Raw genomic sequence first — 19,636 nt, forward strand, 5'->3', positions numbered from 1 at the left:
ATGGACGAAAAGATCCTCACCATGACCTCACCGACCGTGAAATACGTCATCATGACCCTTGTCGCCGGCACCATGCTGCTGGGCACGCTTGCTGCCGGGCTTGCCGGCTAGCCAGCGCCTTGCCGCTGTCACGCGGCCCCGGCATGATCCCCGACGGGGGGGCATGCCATCACCTGACCCTGCCCAACCAGAGGACCACCCTTGATGACCAGCACCACCGCCATCGCGCAGCAGAACCTTCTTGTGCTGCTGGCGGTCCTGCCGTTTCTGGCCTCGCTTCTGCTGATCAGCGTGTCGGGCCGTGCGGCGAGCATCCTGGCAGGCGTCGCGATGCTGGCCGGGATCGCACTGCTGGCCGGGCTGGCCGGCCCTGTGATGTCGGGCGACGTGCTGCGCGCATCCGTCGATTGGGTGCCGTCGGCGGGGCTGTCGCTGTCGCTGCGGATGGACGGGTTCGCCTGGATGTTCGCGACGCTGGTCATGGCCATCGGCCTGCTGGTCGTCGTCTATGCGCATGTCTACATGGCCGGCAAGGACCGCCTGCCGCGGTTCTTCGCGCTGATGATGGCGTTCACTGGCGCGATGCAGGGCATCCTTCTGTCGGGCAACATCCTGATGCTGGTGGTGTTCTGGGAGCTGACATCGGTCGTGTCCTTCCTGCTGATCGGGTTCTGGCATCAGGGCCAGGCGGCCCGCGACGGGGCGCGCACCGCGCTGTTGATCACCGCGATGGGCGGACTGTGCCTGCTGCTGGCGATGCTGATGCTGGGCCATGTCGTGGGCAGCCACGATCTGGACGTGGTGCTGGCTGCGGGGCCGCAGGTGCGCGACCACCCGCTGTACGGCGCGATCCTGGCGCTGTTCCTGCTGGGCGCGTTCACCAAGTCGGCGCAGGTCCCGTTCCATTTCTGGCTGCCCGGCGCGATGTCGGCGCCGACCCCCGTGTCGGCCTTCCTGCACAGCGCCACGATGGTCAAGGCGGGGGTGTTCCTGCTGATCCGCTTCTCTCCCGTCCTGGGCGGGACCGAGGCGTGGTTCCTGGCCGTGACCGGCATCGGCATGGCGACCTTCCTGACCGGCGGGGTGATCGCGCTGTTCCGCCACGACCTCAAGGGGTTGCTGGCCTATTCGACGATCAGCCATCTGGGCCTGATCACCGCGCTGGCCGGCATCGGCAGCCAGGGCGCGATCCTGGCCGCGATCTTTCACATCTGCAATCACGCGGTCTTCAAGGCGTCGCTGTTCATGACCGCGGGCATCATCGACCACCAGGCCGGCACGCGCGACCTGCGCAAGCTGGGGGGCCTCGCGCGCGTGATGCCCTTCACCGCGACGCTGGCGATCATCGCATCCGCCGCGATGGCGGGCGTGCCGCTGCTGAACGGCTTTCTGTCCAAGGAGATGTTCCTGGCCGAGGCCGTCGCCTGGCACAACGGCACCTGGCTGGATGACAGCCTGCCCTATCTGGCGGTCGTGGCCAGCGCGTTCTCCGCCGCCTATGCGATCCGGTTCATCGCGTCGGTGTTCTTCGGTCCGCTGCCCGACGCCCTGCGCGGCCGCGTGTCCGAGGCGCCGGTCCTGCTGCGCCTGCCCGTCAGCCTGCTGGCCGCGGCCTGCCTGGCGGTGGGCATCCTGCCCGCGCCGGTGATCGGCCCCGTCATCAACCGCGCCGCGCGCGCCGTGCTTGGGCCCGACCTGCCCTATTACGACATCGCGATCTGGCACGGGGTCAATGCGGCGCTGATGCTCAGCCTGGTGTCCCTGGGCGTGGGCACGCTGATCTATGCGATGACCCGGACCCGCATCCCCCTGGGACCCGAAGGCCCGCCCCTGCTGCACCGCCTGCGCGGGCAGCGCGTCTTCGACCGGCTGATGCTGAAGGGGGCGTGGGTCCTGCCCCGCCGCGTGCTGGGCAGGCTGGCGACCGAACGGCTGCAGCCGCAGCTGCGCCTGCTGGTGGCGGTCGCGCTGTTTCTGGCCGTCGCGGCCATCGGCGCGCGGTTCCCCTGGGCACCCCCGGCGCGGGTGACCGATTTCAGCCCGGCATTCGCGCTGATGTGGCTGATCGGCGGGGCCTGCGCGGTGGGCGCGGCGTGGCAGGCCAAGTACCACCGCTTTGCCGCGCTGGCGATGCTGGGCGGCGCGGGTCTGGTCACCTGCCTGACCTTCGCCTGGCTGTCGGCCCCCGACCTTGCCGTGACCCAGCTGCTGGTCGAGGTGGTGACCACGGTCCTGCTGCTGCTGGGCTTGCGCTGGCTGCCCCAGCGCCGGGCGGGCCTGCCCGAGGACAACCTGGCATCCGCCCGCAGGCGGCGGATGCGCGACCTGGTGATGGCCGTCGCGGGCGGGTCGGGCATCGCGCTGGTAGCGCATTCGGTGATGACACGGCCGCTGGTCCCGAACGTGGGCGACTGGTTCCTGGCCAACGCCTATTACGAAGGCGGCGGCACCAATGTGGTGAACGTCATCCTGGTCGATTTCCGCGCCTTCGACACGTTCGGAGAGACCGCCGTGCTGGCGATCGTGGGCCTGACCGTCTATTCGCTGCTGCGCCGCTTCCGCCCCGCCCCCGAAAGCGTGGACCAGCCCAACCAGCAGCAGGCCACCAGCCAGCAGGCGCTGGACGACTACCTGATGGTGCCGTCGGTCATCATGCTGTGGATGTTCCCGGTGCTGATCATGGTCGCGGCCTATTTCTTCTTCCGCGGCCATGACCTGCCGGGCGGCGGCTTCGCCGCGGGCGTGACCATGGCCATCGCCTTCCTGCTGCAATACCTGGCCACTAATGTGCGTTGGGTCGAGGCGCGGCTGACCATCCTGCCGATCCGCTGGATGGGCATCGGCCTGCTGATCGCGGTGGGCACGGGGATGGGGTCGTGGATCTTCGGCTATCCGTTCCTGTCGGCCCATGCCCGCTATGTCTCGATCCCGCTGATCGGGAACGTGCCCGCCGCGACCGCGCTGCTGTTCGACCTGGGGGTCTTTGCCCTGGTCGTGGGCGCGACGGTGCTGATGCTGATCGCCATCGCCCACCAGTCCCTGCGCGCCGCGCGCCTGCGCGAACAGGACGATGCCGCCCCCGCCACAAAGGAGATCCGCTGATGGAGATCGTGCTGTCCCTGGCCATCGGCGTTCTGTCGGCGTCGGGCATCTGGCTGATCCTGCGCCCGCGCAGCTTCCAGGTCATCGTCGGGCTGTGCCTGCTGTCCTATGCGGTGAACCTGTTCATCTTTTCCATGGGGCGCCTGACGCTGTCGGCGCCCGCGATCATGCCCAAGGGCGGCTTCGTCGATCCGACCCGCTATGCCGACCCGCTGCCCCAGGCGCTGGTCCTGACCGCCATCGTCATCAGCTTTGCCACCACGGCGCTGTTCCTGGTCGTGCTGATCGCCTCTCGCGGGTTCACCGGCACCGACCATGTCGACGGCCGCGAGAGAGAGCAGCCATGAGCCAGCACCTGATCATCGCCCCGATCCTGATCCCCTTCGTCGCCGGCGCGCTGATGCTGCTTTATGACGACCGCCAGCGCGCGGCGAAATTCTGGCTCAGCCTGATCGCGACCGGGCTGACGCTGGCGGTGGCGGTGGCGCTGCTGATGCGCGCCAAGCTGGGCGCGTCCGAAGGGGCCGAGAACATCGGCTTTTACCTGCTGGGGGACTGGGCCGCGCCGATGGCGATCGTCCTGGTGCTGGATCACCTGGCGGCGATGATGCTGCTGCTGACATCGGTGCTGGCGCTGGCGTCGCTGGTCTATGCGCGGGCGTCCTGGCATCGGCAGGGGCAGCATTACTTTTCGCTGTTCCAGTTCCTGCTGGTCGGTCTGAACGGCGCGTTCCTGACCGGCGACCTGTTCAACCTGTTCGTCTTCTTCGAGGTGCTGCTGGCCGCGTCCTATGGCCTGCTGCTGCACGGGTCGGGGCAGGTGCGGGTCCGCGCGGGGCTGCATTACATCGCGATCAACCTGGCGGCGTCCCTGCTGCTGCTGCTGGGGATCAGCCTGATCTACGGCGTGACGGGCACGCTGAACATGGCGCATCTGGCCAGCATGATGCCCGACATCGATGCCGCCAACCGGCCCCTGCTTCAGATGGGCCTGGCGCTGATGGGGGTGGCCTTCCTGGTCAAGGCGGGAATCTGGCCGCTGTCCTTCTGGCTGCCCAACGCCTACATGGCCGCCGCCGCGCCGGTGGGCGCGATGTTCGCGATCATGACCAAGGTGGGCATCTATGCGATTTTGCGCCTGACGATGTTGCTGTTCGCGGCCGGATCGGGCCCGTCTGCGGGGCTGGGCGCGGGGCTGCTGATCGGGCTGGGCATGGCCACGGTCGTCTTCGGCATGCTGGGCGTGCTGGCGTCGCAAAGCCTGGGGCGGATCGCGGCGCATGCGGTGATCCTGTCGTCGGGCACCATGCTGGCCGTGACCGGGCTGGCGCTGGCGGGGGGCGGGGAATGGATGCTGGCGGGCGCCCTGCATTACATGGTCGCGTCGACCCTGGCCGCGGGCGCCCTGTTCCTGATGGTCGAGCCGATGTCGCGCGACGACGGCGGCATTGCCGCCATGCTGGCCCTGACGGCCGAGATCTATGGCGCCAAGGCCGACCTGCCGTCAGACGACGACGGCCCGGACGGCCCCGCCATCGCCGCGGGCCCCGCCTTGCTGGCGGCATGCTTTGCGCTGTGCCTGCTGGCGCTGGCGGGGTTGCCGCCGATGCCCGGCTTCATCGGCAAGCTGACGATGATCCAGGGCGTCTTCGACACGGCCGATACCAGCCCCTGGCTGGGCTGGGCCTTCGTCGCGCTGCTACTAGTGTCGGGCTTTGCCACGCTGATCGGGCTGGCGCGGATTGGCATCCAGACCTTCTGGGCCAATGACGACCGCGATTCCCCCGTCATGGCAATGGAGATCGCCCCGATCATGGCCCTGATCGCCGTCCTGGCCGTGATCAGCATCGAATCCGAGGCCGTGCTGCGCTATACCGACCGCACCGCACAGGCGCTGCACCAGACGTCGCGCTATGCCCAGGGCGTGCTGACCGCGCCCCGTGCCGACGACGCGCAGCCGCCCACCCCAGAGGACGTTCCATGATGACCCGGCTTGTCCCCTATCCCGTCCAGTCGGGCCTGCTGACGCTGCTGTGGATGGTGATGACGCGGTTCTCGCTTGGTCACCTGCTGCTGGGGGGCGCGCTGGCGCTGCTGGCGGGCTGGGCGATGTCGTCGCTGCACCCCGAACGGGCCACGCCGCGCAACTGGCGCGTGGTGCCGCGACTGATCGCCATGCTGTTCGGCGACATCGTCCGGTCGAACATCCGCGTGGCGCGGCTGATCCTGACCGAGGGGCGGTCGGGCCGCCGCTCGGCCTTCCTCGAGGTGCCGCTGCAGCTGCGCAGCCCGACCGGGCTGGCGGTGCTGTCGATCATCCTGACCGCCACGCCCGGCACCGCCTGGATCGAATATTCCCACGACCGCCAGACGCTTGTCCTGCATGTCTTCGACGGGGCCGAAACCGACCATTACCTGCATGTCATCCGCGACGTGTATGAACCCATGCTGCAGGAGATCTTCGAATGAGCGGCACGATCCTGACCTTTGCCATCGGCTATGCCCAGGTGGTCCTGGCCCTGGCGGGCTGCCTGGCGGGCCTGCGCATCCTGCGCGGTCCCCGTGCCCAGGACCGGGTGCTGGCCCTTGACACGCTGTATATCGCGGTGATGCTGCTGTTCCTGGTCACCGGGATGCGCCTTGGCTCACTGTACCTGTTCGAGGCCGCGATGGTCATCGCGGTGATGGGGTTCGTGGCCTCCATCGCGCTGGCCAAGTTCCTGTTCCGCGGAGAGGTGATCGAATGAGCCCGCTTGACGACATTCCCCTGTGGCTGGCCGTTCCGGTGGCGGGGCTGGTGATGCTGGGCGCGACGCTGACGCTGATCGGGGCCTGGGGGTTCTTGCGGATGAACAGCTTCTATGACCGGCTGCATGCGCCGACGCTGGCCTCCAGCTGGGGGACGGGCGGGGTGATCCTGGGGTCGGCGCTGCTGGCCAGCTTTCAGCAGGGGCGCCCGATCCTGCATGAGCTGATGGTGGGCCTGGGCATCATGACGACGGTCCCCGTCACGCTGATGCTGCTGGGCCGCGCCGCCCTGCACCGCGACCGGGCCGAGGGCACGCTGCCCCCCGCCCCTGGCGACGACCACCCGGAGCCGCGCGAATGACCCCAGGGGCCGACCGCAACGCCGTTCCCCGTCCGGCGCCGCGCCCGCTGGTCACCGACCTGTCGGCCGCGCGCTGGCTGCTGCTGGGGATCCTTGCGGCGTCGATCTATTTCTTCCACGGCTTCCTGATCCCGGTCCTGGCCGCGACGATCATCTGCGTGGCAAGCTGGCGCATCCGCGAGCGTCTGGCACAGCGCAGCGGGCCGACGCTGGCCGCGACGCTGCTGGTGCTGGCGATCCTGTGCATCCTGGTGGTGCCGCTGCTGATGGCGCTGACCTATGCGGCGGCCGAACTGCGCGTCTGGATCCTGTGGGCGGGCAACGTGAACGCCATGGGCGAGGCCACGCCCCCCTGGATCGCCGACATCCCCCGCGTGGGGCCATGGCTGGACCAGCAATGGCGCACCTATATCGGTCAGCCCGGCGCGATCAGCCAGCTGGTTCAGGCGGTCACCGGGTCGAACATCTATTCCGTCTATCGCGGCATCCTGACCGCGGGATCGACCGCGTTCCACTTCATGTTGAACCTGCTGTTCACGTTGATCGCGCTGTTCGTGTTCTATCGCGACGGCGAACGCATCGTGGCGCAACTGGACCGCGTGGGCGCGCGCATCCTGCCCGGCCGCTGGTCGCACATGTCGCGCGTGGTCCCCGCCACGATCAGCGCGACCGTCACCGGCATGACCCTGATCGCCATCGGCGAGGGGGTGATCCTGGGAACGGCCTATTGGCTGGCGGGGGTGCCCTCGCCGGTGTTCTTCGGGGTCGTGACCGGGTTCATGGCGCTGATCCCGGGCGGGGCGCCGCTGTCCTTCACGCTGATCTCGGCGTATCTGGTGTTCAGCGGAACGCCGGTCGCGGGCGCCGCGCTGTTCCTGTGGGGCACGGTCGAGCTGTTCATCGTGGACAAGACCATCCGCCCCGTGCTGATCGGCGGCCCGGTCAAGCTGCCGTTCCTGGCCACGTTCTTCGGGCTGATCGGCGGGATCAAGACGATGGGCCTGGTGGGCCTGTTCGTGGGGCCGGTGCTGATGGCGCTGCTGATGTCGATCTGGCGGGAATGGCAGCGCGACGTGTCCCAGCCCGCGGCCCCCCTGCCCGGTCCCGTCGACCCCTAGTCCTGCGCTCGCAGGACCTGTGCGGGCCGCGCGGCCAGCGGGCGCCACGCAAAGGCCAGCCCCGCCACGACGGTCGCGGCGATGCCGCCCGCCACGATGGGCAGCGCCGAGCCCATGTCGAACCGATAGGGCACGTCCATCACGAAGCGGCTGACAGCCCAGCCCGCGAGGCCCCCGCCCAACAGCGCGACCAGCCCCGCCGCCGCCCCCATCAGCGCCTGGCGCAGCGCGAAGCTGCCCAGGATCAGCGCGCGCGACGCGCCGAGCGTCTTGAGGATCGCGGCCTCATAGACGCGCGCGCGTTCGCCCGCCGCCGCGGCCCCGATCAGCACGACGAAGCCGGTGACCAGCGTGGCCCCCGCCGCCCAGGCCACCGCCGCAGCGATCCCCGCCAGGGCGTTCGAGGCGCGGTCGATCGCCTCGGCCACGGGGACGGCGGTGATGTTCGGAAAGCGGTTGCCCAGATCGCGCAGGATCTGCGCCTCGGCCGCCGGATCGGCATGGACGGTGGCGATGTGGGTGTATGGCGCGCCCGCCAGCGCGCCGGGGTTCAGCGCCATGACAAAGCCGATGCCCGCGTCGCTGAAATCCACCACCCGCAGGTTGGCGATGGTCGCGGTGATGTCGCGGCCCAGGATGTTGACGGTGACGGTGTCGCCCAGGTCCAGGCCGATCTCGGTCGCGATCTCCTCGGACAGGCTGACCAGCGGGGGGCCGTCGTAATCCTGGGGCCACCAGTCGCCGCGGGTGATCTGGGTGCCCGGCGGCGGGGTCGCGGCATAGGTGATGCCCCGGTCGCCGCGCAGCACCCAGTGATCGCCCGCGACCTCGCGCGCGGGGCGGCTGTTCAGCTGCGTGATGATTCCGCGCAGCATCGGCGCGGTCTGCACGTCGCCCACCAGCGGATCGTCCCGCAGCCGGGTCAGGAACGGGTCCAGTTGATCGGGCTGGATGTCCAGGAAGAAATAGCTGGGCGCACGTTCGGGCAGTTCGGTCGCGATGGCCTGGCGCAGGTTCGACGACACCTGCCCCACCGCCGCCAGCACCGTCAGGCCCAGGCCCAGGGACAGGATCACCGACAGCGCCTCGCTGCGCGGTCCGCCGATGGCTACCAGCGCCAGCCGCAGCGCGGGTCTGCGTCGCGCCAGGCGCGCCCCCGCCCCCGCCGCGCGCCGGACCAGCGCCGCCGCCCCGGCCAGCACGACAAAGGCCGCAAGGACGCCCCCCGCCATGCCAAGCGTCAGCCGCCACAGCCCCGAAAACAGTGCGGCAGCCCCCACCAGCGCGATCAGCGCTGCGACGATCATCACCAGATAGCGCCGTTCGGGCCAGCCGCCCCCGGATGCGTCCGCGTCGCGGAACAAGGTCGCCGCCCGAATGCGCCGCGTCCGCGCCAAGGGCCACAGCGCAAAGATGAACGCAGTCAGCACGCCATAGACCGCCGCCTGCGCCAAGGGGCCCGGATAGACGCCAAAGACCGCCGGCACCGGCAGGCGCGCCGTCAGCAGCGGCGCCAGCGCCAGCGGCACCAGCGCCCCCAGGATCAGCCCCGCCGCGACGCCGATCGCGGTCACCGCCCCGATCTGCAGCAGGTAGACCTGAAAGATCGTGCGCCCCGACGCGCCGAAGGTCTTCAGCACGGCGATGGTCTCGGTCTTGCGCGCAAGATGGGCGCGCACCGCCGCCGACACGCCGACGCCGCCCACGGCCAGCCCGGTCAGCCCGACCAGCACCAGGAACGCCCCGATGCGGTCCACGAAACTGTCGATGCCCGGCGCGCCACGGCGGCTGTCGCGCCAGCGCGCTCCGCTGTCGGGGAAGGCCGCGCGCCAGTCGGCCCGCAGCGCGTCCAGATCGGTCCCCTGCGGCAGCGCCAGCCGGTAGTTGCTGTCATACAGCGTGCCTGCGCCCAACAGATCGCTGTCGGCCAGCGCCTCGCGCAGGACCAGGGTGCGGGGGCCGAAGCCAAAGCTGGCCGCGCCCGCATCGGGTTCGCTGACCAGCCGCGCGGTCAGCACGAAATCCTGCGTGCCAAGGCGGAACACGTCGCCCGGAGACAGCCCCAGCCTGTCCGCCAGCAGCGGCGCCATCACGCCCCCGGGCAGGCCCTGCGGGGTCGCCCCCAAGGCCTGCGCCAGCGGCATCGGCGGGTCCAGCACCGCCTGCCCCAGAAGGGGCCAGGCCGCGTCCACACCCTTGACCTGGGTCAGGGCGCGTTCGGACGCGTCCCCCTGCCCGACCACCGCCATGGACCGGAAATCGACGATTTCGGATACCGCTACGGCCCGATCCTCCAGCCAGTCCTGCTCTGGGGGCGTGGCAAAGCGATAGGTCAGCTGCACCTCGGCATCACCGCCCAGCAGGATCGCGCCCTGCGAAGTCAGCCCCGCCTGGATCGCCGCGCGCACCGACCCCACGGCGGCGATGGCGGCCACGCCAAGCGCCAGGCAGGTCAGCAGCACCCAGAACCCGCGCAGGCCCCCGCGCAGGTCGCGCCGCGCCAGCCGGGCCGCCAGCGCCAGACTCATGCCGCGGCCTCGGCGGCCAGACGGCCGTCGGCCAGGCGGATCACCCGGTCGCAGCGTCGCGCCAGGTCCGGGTCATGCGTGACCAGGACCAGCGTCGCGCCATGATCGGCGCGCAGCCCGAACAGCAGGTCCATGATCGCCTGCCCCGTCGCCCCGTCCAGATTGCCGGTGGGTTCGTCCGCCAGCAGGATGGCCGGTCGCGGCGCGGCAGCGCGGGCCAGGGCCACGCGCTGCTGCTCTCCGCCCGACAGTTGCGCGGGGTAATGGTCGCGCCTTGCGGACAGGCCCACGCGGTCCAGTTCCGCCGCCGCGCGGTCGAAGGCGTCGGGCGCACCGGCCAGCTCCAGGGGCGTCGCGACATTTTCAAGCGCCGTCATGGTGGGGATCAGGTGGAAGGACTGGAACACGACCCCCATATGGGACAGACGAAAGCGCGCCAGCGCATCCTCGTCCAGCGCGGTCAGGTCCTGACCCATCGCCTGGACCAGGCCGCCCGTGGCGCGTTCCAGACCGCCCATCAGCATGAGGAGCGAGGACTTGCCCGATCCCGAAGGACCCACCAGCCCGACCGTCTCTCCGCGTTCGACCTGCAGCGACAGGCCGCGCAGGATCGGGACCGGCCCGGCATTGCCCTGCAACGTCAGATGCGCATCGGACAGGCGGATCACGGGGTCGGCCATCGGGTCGTTCCTTCGTCGCGGTCTGGGTATCGGGGCACGATATGGTCGGCCCGCCCGCGAAGGCAACCGCCTGACGGCCGCCGTCGCGGCGCTGGCGGTCACCATCGCGGCATCATGGGCAGCCCCTGCTGACGCAGAGACGCTGCGCCTGACCGCGATGGGCGACAGTCTGACGCAGGGATACGGCCTGCCGCAGGATCAGGGGTTCGTCCCGGTGCTGGAGGCGTGGCTGCGCGAGCGCGGCCAGGACGTCGCGGTGACCAATGCGGGCGTGTCGGGGGATACCACGGCGGGGGGTGCCGCGCGGATCGACTGGACGCTGGCGGACGGGCCCGATGCGATGATCGTGGCGCTTGGCGGCAACGATCTGTTGCGTGGGATCGACCCGGCCTCCAGCCGCGCGAACCTGGCGGCGATCCTGGACAAGACGCAGGCGGCGGGGGTGCCGGTGCTGCTGGCGGGCCTGCCCGCGCCGGGCAATTATGGCCCCGAGTTCAAGCGCGACTTCGAGGCGATGTATGCCGATCTGGCCACTGAATACGACGCGGTGCTGGTCCCCGACTTCCTGGGTCCGATCGGGGAAAAGGCCACGCAGGGCTTGTCCCTGTCGGACCTGATGCAGGACGACCGCATCCACCCCAACGCGCGCGGCGTCGAACAGATCGTGGATGCGATCGGCCCCAAGGTCGAGGAGCTGCTGACCCGCGCGGATCAGTAGCGCGCGGCCATCTCGGGCAGGGACAGCGGGCGCAGCTTGTCGGCGTTGCCGGCGGTGCCGAAGGCCTCGAAGCGGTCGCGGCAGACCTGGGCCATCATCGCCATCGCGGGCTTCAGATAGGCGCGCGGGTCGAACTCGGCCGGGTGTTCGGCCATCACGCGGCGGATCGCGGCGGTCATCGCCAGGCGGTTGTCGGTGTCGATGTTCACCTTGCGCACGCCGTGGCGGATGCCGCGCTGGATCTCCTCGACCGGGACGCCCCAGGTCGGGCGGATGTCGCCGCCATGGGCGTTGATGATCGCCTGCAGATCCTCGGGGACCGAACTGGACCCGTGCATCACCAGATGGGTGTTGGGCAGGCGGCGGTGGATCTCCTCGATCACGTGCATGGCCAGGATGTCGCCATCGGGCTTGCGCGTGAATTTATACGCGCCGTGGCTGGTGCCCATGGCGATGGCCAGGGCGTCCACGCCGGTCTCCTCGACGAACCGCACGGCCTCGTCCGGGTCGGTCAGCAGCTGATCCTCGGACAGCTTGCCCTCGGCGCCGTGGCCGTCCTCGGCATCGCCCATGCCGGTCTCAAGGCTGCCCAGCACGCCCAGCTCTCCCTCGACCGACACGCCGCAGGCATGGGCCATCTCGGTCACGCGGCGGGTGATGTCGGCATTGTAGGCGTAATCGGCGGGCGTCTTGCCGTCCGATTTCAGCGACCCGTCCATCATCACCGAGGTGAAGCCGTTCTGGATCGCGGTCGCGCAGGTTTCCAGCCCGTTGCCATGGTCCAGATGCATGCAGATCGGGATGTCGGGATAGGCCCGCGCCAGACCCGCGATCAGCCCCGCCAGCACCGCGTCATTGGCATAGGCCCGCGCGCCGCGGCTGGCCTGCAGGATCACCGGGCTGCGGGTGGCCTGGGCCGCCTGCATGACCGACAGGCCCTGCTCCATGTTGTTGATGTTGAAGGCGGGCACGGCATAGTCATGCTCGGCCGCGTGGTCCAGAAGCTGGCGCAGGGTGATCATCGGCATGGGATGTTATCCTTGAAGGGCGACGTGAAGCGCGTCGATTTCCTCGGACGCGCCGAAGAACAGCGGGGTGAAGTCATGCGGCCCGCGCGGCACGCGGTCCAGGATCGGGCCATGCCCGTCGGTCGCGCGGCCCCCGGCCTGTTCGATCAGAAAGGCGATGGGCACGCATTCATAGATCAGCCGCAGCCGGCCGTCGCCGTATCCGGGCCGCGCATCGGCGGGGTACAGGAATGCGCCGCCCTTCAACAGGATGCGGTGCAATTCGCCCACGGCGGCGGCCAGCCAGCGCATGTTGAAGTCGCGTCCGCGCGGCCCGTCGCGCCCCGCGCGCAGATCGCGCGCCCAGGCCTGCAGGCCCGGCGCCCAGTGGCGCTCGTTCGACGCGTTGTAGGCGATGGTCGAGGCCTGGGGCTTCAGCCGCAGGTTCTGGCGGCTGACGCGGAAGGCATGGGCCTCGGCGTCCCAGGTCGCGACATGGACGCCCGCGCCGGTGGACCAGCCGAAATCGACCGAATGACCGAAGGAGGCATAGCCCGCCGCCACCACCGCCCGGCCCGTCCGCTGAAATCCCTGCGGATCGGCGGGCAGGATGCTGAACAGCATCCCCAGGGGCGCGCCGATGCCGATGCTGCCCGAGCCGTCGATCGGGTCGATCGCCACGTCGAAGACGCCGCCTTCGTTCAGCAGAATGATGTCCAGGGCCTCCTCGGACAGGACCTGCCGCACGCCCGCCGCGCGCAGGGCGGCGATCATGTAATCATGGGCCGCGACGTCCAGCGCCTTCTGCCGGTCGCCGCTGTCATTGGTGCCGACGATGGCTTCGGGGTCGCCATGCAGGCGCCCCGCCGCCAGCCGCGCGGCCAGGGGCGGAAGCGCGCGCGCGATGGCCGCCACGATGGCCGCAGCGCCCTCGCGCGCCAGCACAGCTTCCAGCAGCGGCCCCGTCGCGGGCCCGTCCGTCGGCAGGCGCAGCATCACCGCCCTGCGTACTTGGCGCCGACCGCGTCGATGGCGTCGACATTGCCCGCCGACTTGCCGTTGCGGTCGAAGTTCTGGGTGTGCGCCAGCCATGCGTCGGCGATGGTCTTGGCGACCTCTGCCCCGATGACGCGGGCGCCCATGGTGATGATCTGCGCGTCGTTCGACAGCGCGGCGCGTTCGGCCGAATAGGTGTCATGCGTCAGGGCGGCGCGGATGCCGGGCACCTTGTTGGCCGCGATGCAGACGCCGATGCCCGTGCCGCAGACCAGGATGGCGCGGTCATAGGTGCCGTCCATGACCTGGCTGGCCACTCGGTCCGACAGGTTGGCATAGAAGGCGTCGGGGCCTTCGTCGGTGCGGCTGATCTCGGCCACGTCGAAGCGGTCCCTGAGGTGGTCGGCCAGAACCTTGGCCAGACCTTCGCCCGCGCTGTCCCCTGCGATTGCCAGTTTCATGCGTCATCTCCGATGGTTGCGGCGCAGCGCGCCAGGATGTCCAGATAGCCGTTCACGTCCCAGGCCGACCGCCCGATGAACAGCCCGTCGATATGCGGGCAGGCGATCAGTTCCGCGCAGTTGCCCGGATTGACGGACCCGCCGTAAAGGCAGGGCACAGGGCGGCTCAGCACGTCCTGCGCGACCGCGATAATCTCGGCCTGACGCGCGTCGGCGTAATCCGAGGTCGCGGGGATGCCGTTCGCGCCAATCGCCCAGACCGGCTCATAGGCCAGCAGGATCGTGGCGTCGGACCCTGCCACCGGCTCCAAAGCGGCGCGGACCTGCGTCTCCAGCACCTGCGTGGCGCGGCCAGCCTCGCGCTCGGCCAGGGTCTCGCCGATGCAGATCAGCGGGATCAGGCCGTGGCGGACGGCGGCGGCGGTCTTCAGGCCCACGGTCCTGTCCGTCTCTCCGAAATGCTCGCGGCGTTCGCTGTGGCCCAGCTCCACGATGTCCAGCCCGCAATCGGTCAGCATCACGGGGCTGATTTCTCCCGTCCAGGCGCCCGCGTCGTCCCAATGCATGTTCTGCGCGCCGACCTTGACGTCGGTGTCCGACAGCGCCTCGGCCACCTGGCGGCAGGCGGTGAAGGGCGGGATGACGAAACGCTGGATGCCCGCGGGCGCGGGCGTGCCGCGCAGGCCTTGGGCAAAGGTCATCGCCTCGGCCAGGGTCTTGTTCATCTTCCAGCTGGTGCCGATCCAGAATGGGGTCATGCGGGGTCCTTTGCGATGGTCAGCGCGATGCCTGCCCGGTCGATCGCGGCGCGATCCTCGGGCGCAGGGGGCGCGTCGGTGATGATGGCGTCGAATTCGGTCAGGTCGGCCAGCGCATGCAGCGCGCTGCGCCCGAACCGCGCGTGATTGACCAGCAGCACGCTGCGTTCCGCCGCGTGCATCATCGCGCGCTTGGCCCGGACCGCGTTGTCGTCCATGTGGAAGGCCCGCAACCCCGCCACCGCTGGGGTCGAGATGAAGGCCAGGTCCGCATGCAGCCCGGCCAGCGCGCTTTCCGTGACCATGCCGAAAAAGCCGTTGAACTTGGCGCTGTAGATGCCGCCAAGCGCGATCAGCGTGACGCGCGGCGCATCCTTCAGCCGCTCGATCACGGCGGCGTTGTTGGTGATGACCGACAGGGGCGCGCATTCCGTCAGGCTGGCGCCCAGCAGCGCCGCCATCGAGCCGTCATTGACCATCACGGTCATCCCCGGCTCGATCAGGGCGCGGGCGGCATGGGCCATGCGGATCTTGGCCTCTCCGTCCTGCAGGGCGCGGATGCGGAAGTCGCTCTCGAACTGGGTACCGGCCTCGATGGTGGCGCCGCCGCGGACCTTGCGCAGCAGGCCCGCCTGTTCCAGGTCGTCCAGATCGCGATGGATGGTCATCTTGCTGACCGCGAAACGGGCCGCCAGATCGTCCAGGTCCACGGCACGTGCCGCGACCAGCAGATCCATGATCGCCTGTCTGCGTTCCTCGCGTTTCACCCAAACCCTCCCCTGGTCGCCGGTTTCATAACATGATCCGCGCACATAACAACACCGACTTTGTGACTTTGTGATTTTTTGTTGTGATGATGACGGCGGCGGGTTATGGAGGGCGCGACAGGAGGACCGCCATGCCCTTAGACACCCCCAAAGACCCCGCCATCGCCGCCAAGGCCGATCTGGACCCGCAGAACTTCGCCCTGGCGAACTGCATCCGCGCGCTGACCATTGATGCCGTGAACGCCGCCAACAGCGGCCATCCCGGCGCCCCGATGGGCATGGCCGATGCCGCCACCGTGCTGTTCCGCAACCACCTGAAGTTCGACGCGGCCAATCCCGACTGGCCCGACCGCGACCGCTTCGTGCTGTCGAACGGGCATGCATCCATGCTGCTCTACAGCCTGCTGCACCTGACCGGGTATCAGGACATGACGCTGGATCAGATCAGGAATTTCCGCCAATGGGGCGCGATCACCGCCGGCCATCCGGAATACGGCCATGCCAAGGGCGTCGAGACCACGACCGGCCCCCTGGGCCAAGGCCTGGCCACCGCCGTCGGCATGGCGCTGGCGGAACGCGCGCTGGCCGGAGAGTTCGGCGATGATCTGGTCGATCACCGCACCTGGGTCATGCTGGGCGACGGCTGCCTGCAGGAAGGCATCGGCCAGGAGGCGATCAGCCTGGCGGGCCATCTGGGCCTGGGCAAGCTGATCGTGCTCTATGACGACAACAGCATCACCATCGACGGCCCGACGTCGGTCAGCTTCTCCGAGGACATCCCGGCACGGTTCAAGGCCTGCGGCTGGCATGTCCAGAGCTGCGACGGCCATGACGGCCGCGCCCTGGACGCCGCGATGGCGGCCGCCAAGGCGGAGACGGGCAAGCCCTCGCTGATCGCGATGAAGACGATCATCGGCTTCGGCTCTCCCAACCGCGCGGGCAGCTATTCCGTGCATGGATCGCCTTTGGGCAAGGATGAGGGCGCGCTGACCCGCGAGGCCCTGGGCTGGAGCCACGACGCCTTCGTGATCCCCGACGATCTTGCCGCCGAGTGGCGCGAAATCGGCGCGCGCGGTGCCGCCGACCGCGAGGCATGGGAGGCCCGTCTGGCGGCATCCCCCAAGGCCGCGGCCCTGACGCAACGCCTGTCGGGCGATCTGCCCGAGGGCTATGACGCGGCCGTCTCCGCAGCACGCGACGCCCTGTTCGCCGCGCCCAAGAAAGCCGCGACCCGCAAGGCCAGCCAGATGGCGCTGGAGGCGCTGACCCCGGCCGTGCCCGCGATGATCGGCGGATCGGCCGACCTGACCGGATCGAACCTGACCCGCGTCAAGGCCGTCGACACGCAGTTCACGCGCGAGGCGCCCGGCCGCTACATCGGCTATGGCGTGCGCGAGTTCGGCATGGCCGCCGCGATGAACGGGTTGAACCTGCATGGCGGCGTGATCGCCTATGGCGGCACGTTCCTGGTGTTTTCCGACTATGCCCGCAACGCGATCCGCCTGTCGGCGCTGATGGGCGTGGGCACGATCTATGTCATGACCCATGACAGCATCGGCCTGGGCGAGGACGGCCCGACCCACCAGCCGGTGGAACATCTGGCGTCCCTGCGCGCCATCCCCGGCCTGACCGTCCTGCGCCCTGCCGATACGGTCGAGACGCTGGAGGCCTGGGACATCGCGATCCGCAACCGCAACGTGCCGTCGCTGCTGGCCCTGTCCCGCCAGGACGTCCCGCAGCTGCGCACGGAGGCCGGGTCCGAGAACCTGACTGCCAAGGGCGCCTATGTGATCCGCCAGTTCGGCGAGGGCCGCGACGTGACCCTGATCGCCACAGGCACCGAAGTCGCCATCGCGGTGGAGGCTGCCGAGGCGCTGGCCGCCGAAGGCATGGCCGTGGCGGTCGTGTCGATGCCCAGCTGGGAGCTGTTCGAGGCGCAGGACGCGGATTACCGCGCCCAGGTGCTTGGCACCGCACCCCGCATTGCGATCGAGGCTGCGGGCAAGTTCGGCTGGACCCGCTATGTCGCGACCGAGGACGACGTGATCGGCATGACCGGCTTTGGCGCATCGGCCCCGATCGACCGGCTGTACCAGGAGTTCGGCATCACCCCCGAGGCCATCATCGCCCGCGCCCGCTTGGTGACAGGCCACTGATCCAAAGGCCAAGGCCGCACGCGGCCTTGGCACGATGCTTCCCACGCGCGCAAAGCGCGCGCGGGGCCCAGCGGCAGCGACCGGGTCGGGGTTTCCCCGACCCGTCCCCGTTTGGGTCACCCCGCCATCAGCGCGCGCGCCGTCGCCTCGTCGGTGATCAGCCCGGACAGGCGCCCGCTGTTCAGCACCGCGCGGATGGCCGCGACCTTTTCCGCGCCGCCGGCGATGACTACGATACGCTGATCCTGCCCTCGGTTCAGGTCCACCGACAGCGTCCGCGCGCTCAGCGTCGTGTCGAGCACACGGCCGGTGGCATCGAAGAAATACCCCATCATCTCTCCGACGCCCCCCGCGGCGTTGATCTCGGCGATCTCGCGCGCCTCGATCATGCCGGATGCGACCAGCTGCGCGCCCGCATCCGCCGTGCCCATGCCCACGAAGGTCAGCGTGGCGCTGTTCGACAGATCGAAGATGTCGCGCACGCCGGGCTGGGACAGCAGCACGGCCCGGTCGCCTTCGGAATTGGCAAAGAACGGCACCGGCATCACGAAGGCCTGCGCCCCGGTCTTTTCCGCCAGCGTATGCATCACGTCATGCGGGTTCGCCGCATAATTGCGCGTCAGCCCGCCCAGAACCGCGACGAACCGCACCGCGCGCGCGTCAAAGCGCGGCATCTGCCGGACCGCCGCCGCCAGCGTCCGGCCATGACCCAGCCCGATGACCCTGTGTGCGCCCCGCTCGATCTCGCGGCGCAGAAAGCCTGCGCCAGCCAGGCCCAGGGCGCGCAGGGGCATGCCGTCCTCGCCCAGGTCGGGGGCAACCTCGCAGTGGTCCAGCCCATAGCGCGCGCACAGCTGATCCTCCAGCATGGCGCATTCAACGATCTCTCCGTCGATGGTGACCTTGACCACGCCCTCGGCCACGGCGCGGGCGATCAGGCGGTGCGCCTTGACGCCGGGCAGGCCCAGCCGCTTGGCTACGGCAGCCTGCGTCAGCCCGCCCGCATAATGCAGCCAAGCCGCCCGGATCGCCAGGCTCTGCTCCGGATCGACCGGTCCCCGCCGGGCCATCAGGCGGCGGCCCGCATCAAGGCGTCCAGATCGTCGGCCGACAGGGGCGCCGGGTTGGCCCTCATCGACGACGACCCGGCCGCCGCCTGCGCCGCGGCCTGGCATGCCGCCGCGTCGATCTCCAGGGCGTCCAGCCCCGGCAGGCCCGCCGCACGGGACCAGTCGGCCAGCAGCGCTGCGGCCTCGGCGACCGATGCATCGGCCCGCCCGAACGCCGCCCCGATCCAGGCGCCCACCTGGTCCAGCCGGGCCGCCAGCGCGCGGTCCGTGACCGCCCGGCGGTTTGCCACCAGCACATGCGGCAGCAGCGTGCCGCAGATCGCGCCATGCGCCGCCCCGGTCAGCCCGCCCAAGGGGCCGGCCAGCCCATGCACCGCGCCCAGCCCGGCATTGGCCAGCGCCATGCCGCCGCACAAGCTGACCCAGGCCATCTCGTCGCGCGCCTGCGGGTCTTCGGCCTGCATCAGGCGGATCAGCGCCGCCAACCCGCGCGGGATCGCATCGCGGCACAGGGCGTCGGTCAGCGGATTGGCGCGGGTGCAGACATAGGGCTCGATCACCTGCGTGACGGCATCCAGCCCCGAGGCCAGCGTCACCGCGCGCGGACAGCCGTCCGTCAGGGCCGGGTCCACGATGGCCAGCGCCGGCAGCATCCGCGCATCGCGCAGGCTGACCTTGCGGCGCGCCTCGGGGACGCCGATCACGGCGTTGCGGGTGACCTCGGCCCCGGTGCCGGCGGTGGTGGGGATGGCCACGAAGGGCAACGGGGGATGGTCCAGCGGCAGCCCCTGTCCCACGACCTCCAGATGATCCATCAGCGGACGGGTCATGGTCAGGCAGGCCGCCAGGGCCTTGCCCGCGTCGATCACCGCCCCGCCGCCCATCGCGACGACGACCTGAACCTCCGCGCCCGTCCGGACGCCTGCCTCAATCAGGGCGATGTCGGGTTCATGCGGAACGGCGAAGGTTGCGACCGAACAGCCCGCCGCGGCCAGATCGCGAGCCAGCGCCGCGCTGCGGCCCGGATCGCGGCCATGGATCAGCAGGACCCGCCGCCCCAGGGCCGCGACCCGCCCGGCGGCCATCGCCGCCTGCCCCCGGCCGAACAGGATCTCGGTGGCGGTGGCAAAGGCAAAGAGCTGGGGCATGGGGCGTCCTGTCGATGA

18 protein-coding genes are annotated in these 19,636 nt (G+C 70.0%); 9 read left to right on the forward strand and 9 right to left on the reverse strand.

Translation table 11 applies throughout. The annotated features are described in order from the left end of the window. Nucleotides 1–222: 222 nt before the first annotated feature. Genes LZ686_RS14680 through LZ686_RS14710 form a run of 7 tightly spaced genes read left to right on the forward strand, consistent with a single transcriptional unit; the run spans nucleotide 223 to nucleotide 7,329 of the window. Nucleotides 223–3,102, forward strand: a complete 2,880-nt coding sequence (locus LZ686_RS14680; protein ID WP_349548345.1) for a monovalent cation/H+ antiporter subunit A — start codon at nucleotides 223–225, stop codon at nucleotides 3,100–3,102. Continuing rightward, entirely contained in the window at nucleotides 3,102–3,449 is a 348-nt protein-coding gene (locus tag LZ686_RS14685) for a Na+/H+ antiporter subunit C (RefSeq protein WP_045983165.1), read from the forward strand. Before LZ686_RS14680 ends, LZ686_RS14685 begins: the two co-directional genes overlap by 1 nt. Next, nucleotides 3,446–5,086, forward strand: a complete 1,641-nt coding sequence (locus LZ686_RS14690; protein WP_282029287.1) for a monovalent cation/H+ antiporter subunit D — start codon at nucleotides 3,446–3,448, stop codon at nucleotides 5,084–5,086. Before LZ686_RS14685 ends, LZ686_RS14690 begins: the two co-directional genes overlap by 4 nt. Then, nucleotides 5,083–5,571 (forward strand): Na+/H+ antiporter subunit E, encoded by a 489-nt coding sequence (locus tag LZ686_RS14695; protein WP_349548275.1) that lies wholly within the window; start codon nucleotides 5,083–5,085, stop codon nucleotides 5,569–5,571. Before LZ686_RS14690 ends, LZ686_RS14695 begins: the two co-directional genes overlap by 4 nt. Further along, a complete protein-coding gene (locus LZ686_RS14700) occupies nucleotides 5,568–5,849 on the forward strand; it encodes a K+/H+ antiporter subunit F (RefSeq protein WP_045983163.1) in 282 nt (93 codons plus the stop codon). The genes LZ686_RS14695 and LZ686_RS14700 overlap by 4 nt, the downstream gene beginning before the upstream one ends. After that, the gene (gene mnhG / locus LZ686_RS14705; protein ID WP_349548276.1) at nucleotides 5,846–6,211 is read left to right on the forward strand and encodes a monovalent cation/H(+) antiporter subunit G; all 366 of its coding nucleotides are present in this window, start codon (nucleotides 5,846–5,848) and stop codon (nucleotides 6,209–6,211) included. The genes LZ686_RS14700 and mnhG overlap by 4 nt, the downstream gene beginning before the upstream one ends. Then, entirely contained in the window at nucleotides 6,208–7,329 is a 1,122-nt protein-coding gene (locus tag LZ686_RS14710) for an AI-2E family transporter (RefSeq protein ID WP_045983161.1), read from the forward strand. The genes mnhG and LZ686_RS14710 overlap by 4 nt, the downstream gene beginning before the upstream one ends. Here the strand turns inward: LZ686_RS14710 and LZ686_RS14715 are convergent. Further along, nucleotides 7,326–9,857 (reverse strand): ABC transporter permease, encoded by a 2,532-nt coding sequence (locus LZ686_RS14715; RefSeq protein ID WP_349548277.1) that lies wholly within the window; start codon nucleotides 9,855–9,857, stop codon nucleotides 7,326–7,328. The genes LZ686_RS14710 and LZ686_RS14715 overlap by 4 nt on opposite strands. Further along, complete coding sequence (locus LZ686_RS14720) at nucleotides 9,854–10,537, reverse strand: ABC transporter ATP-binding protein (RefSeq protein ID WP_349548278.1); 684 nt, start codon at nucleotides 10,535–10,537, stop codon at nucleotides 9,854–9,856. The genes LZ686_RS14715 and LZ686_RS14720 overlap by 4 nt, the downstream gene beginning before the upstream one ends. Before the next feature lie 157 nt (nucleotides 10,538–10,694). Here LZ686_RS14720 and LZ686_RS14725 point away from each other — a divergent pair, with 157 nt between their 5' ends. Then, nucleotides 10,695–11,255 (forward strand): arylesterase, encoded by a 561-nt coding sequence (locus LZ686_RS14725; protein WP_349548279.1) that lies wholly within the window; start codon nucleotides 10,695–10,697, stop codon nucleotides 11,253–11,255. Here the strand turns inward: LZ686_RS14725 and fba are convergent. The 5 genes from fba to LZ686_RS14750 are packed head-to-tail and all read right to left on the reverse strand — an operon-like array spanning nucleotide 11,249 to nucleotide 15,244. Next, a complete protein-coding gene (gene fba, locus LZ686_RS14730) occupies nucleotides 11,249–12,283 on the reverse strand; it encodes a class II fructose-bisphosphate aldolase (RefSeq protein ID WP_339819346.1) in 1,035 nt (344 codons plus the stop codon). The genes LZ686_RS14725 and fba overlap by 7 nt on opposite strands. 6 nt (nucleotides 12,284–12,289) lie before the next feature. Further along, a complete protein-coding gene (locus LZ686_RS14735) occupies nucleotides 12,290–13,258 on the reverse strand; it encodes a class 1 fructose-bisphosphatase (RefSeq protein ID WP_349548280.1) in 969 nt (322 codons plus the stop codon). Beyond that, entirely contained in the window at nucleotides 13,258–13,719 is a 462-nt protein-coding gene (derI, locus tag LZ686_RS14740; RefSeq protein WP_349548281.1) for a D-erythrulose-4-phosphate isomerase, read from the reverse strand. The genes LZ686_RS14735 and derI overlap by 1 nt, the downstream gene beginning before the upstream one ends. Then, nucleotides 13,716–14,477, reverse strand: a complete 762-nt coding sequence (locus tag LZ686_RS14745; RefSeq protein ID WP_349548282.1) for a triose-phosphate isomerase — start codon at nucleotides 14,475–14,477, stop codon at nucleotides 13,716–13,718. Before LZ686_RS14745 ends, derI begins: the two co-directional genes overlap by 4 nt. Continuing rightward, entirely contained in the window at nucleotides 14,474–15,244 is a 771-nt protein-coding gene (locus tag LZ686_RS14750; protein ID WP_045982702.1) for a DeoR/GlpR family DNA-binding transcription regulator, read from the reverse strand. The genes LZ686_RS14745 and LZ686_RS14750 overlap by 4 nt, the downstream gene beginning before the upstream one ends. Before the next feature lie 131 nt (nucleotides 15,245–15,375). Here LZ686_RS14750 and tkt point away from each other — a divergent pair, with 131 nt between their 5' ends. Then, on the forward strand, nucleotides 15,376–17,400 hold the full coding sequence (gene tkt, locus LZ686_RS14755) for a transketolase (RefSeq protein ID WP_349548283.1): 2,025 nt from the start codon (nucleotides 15,376–15,378) through the stop codon (nucleotides 17,398–17,400). Nucleotides 17,401–17,516: 116 nt separating this feature from the next. Here the strand turns inward: tkt and LZ686_RS14760 are convergent, their stop codons facing one another. Continuing rightward, nucleotides 17,517–18,470, reverse strand: coding sequence for a sugar-binding transcriptional regulator (locus LZ686_RS14760; protein WP_148910494.1), 954 nt, complete (start codon nucleotides 18,468–18,470; stop codon nucleotides 17,517–17,519). Further along, entirely contained in the window at nucleotides 18,470–19,618 is a 1,149-nt protein-coding gene (locus LZ686_RS14765; RefSeq protein WP_349548284.1) for an iron-containing alcohol dehydrogenase, read from the reverse strand. Before LZ686_RS14765 ends, LZ686_RS14760 begins: the two co-directional genes overlap by 1 nt. Between the last annotated feature and the right edge of the window lie 18 nt (nucleotides 19,619–19,636).

Source organism: Paracoccus sp. NFXS7 (assembly GCF_040148865.1).
Lineage (GTDB): Bacteria > Pseudomonadota > Alphaproteobacteria > Rhodobacterales > Rhodobacteraceae > Paracoccus > Paracoccus marcusii.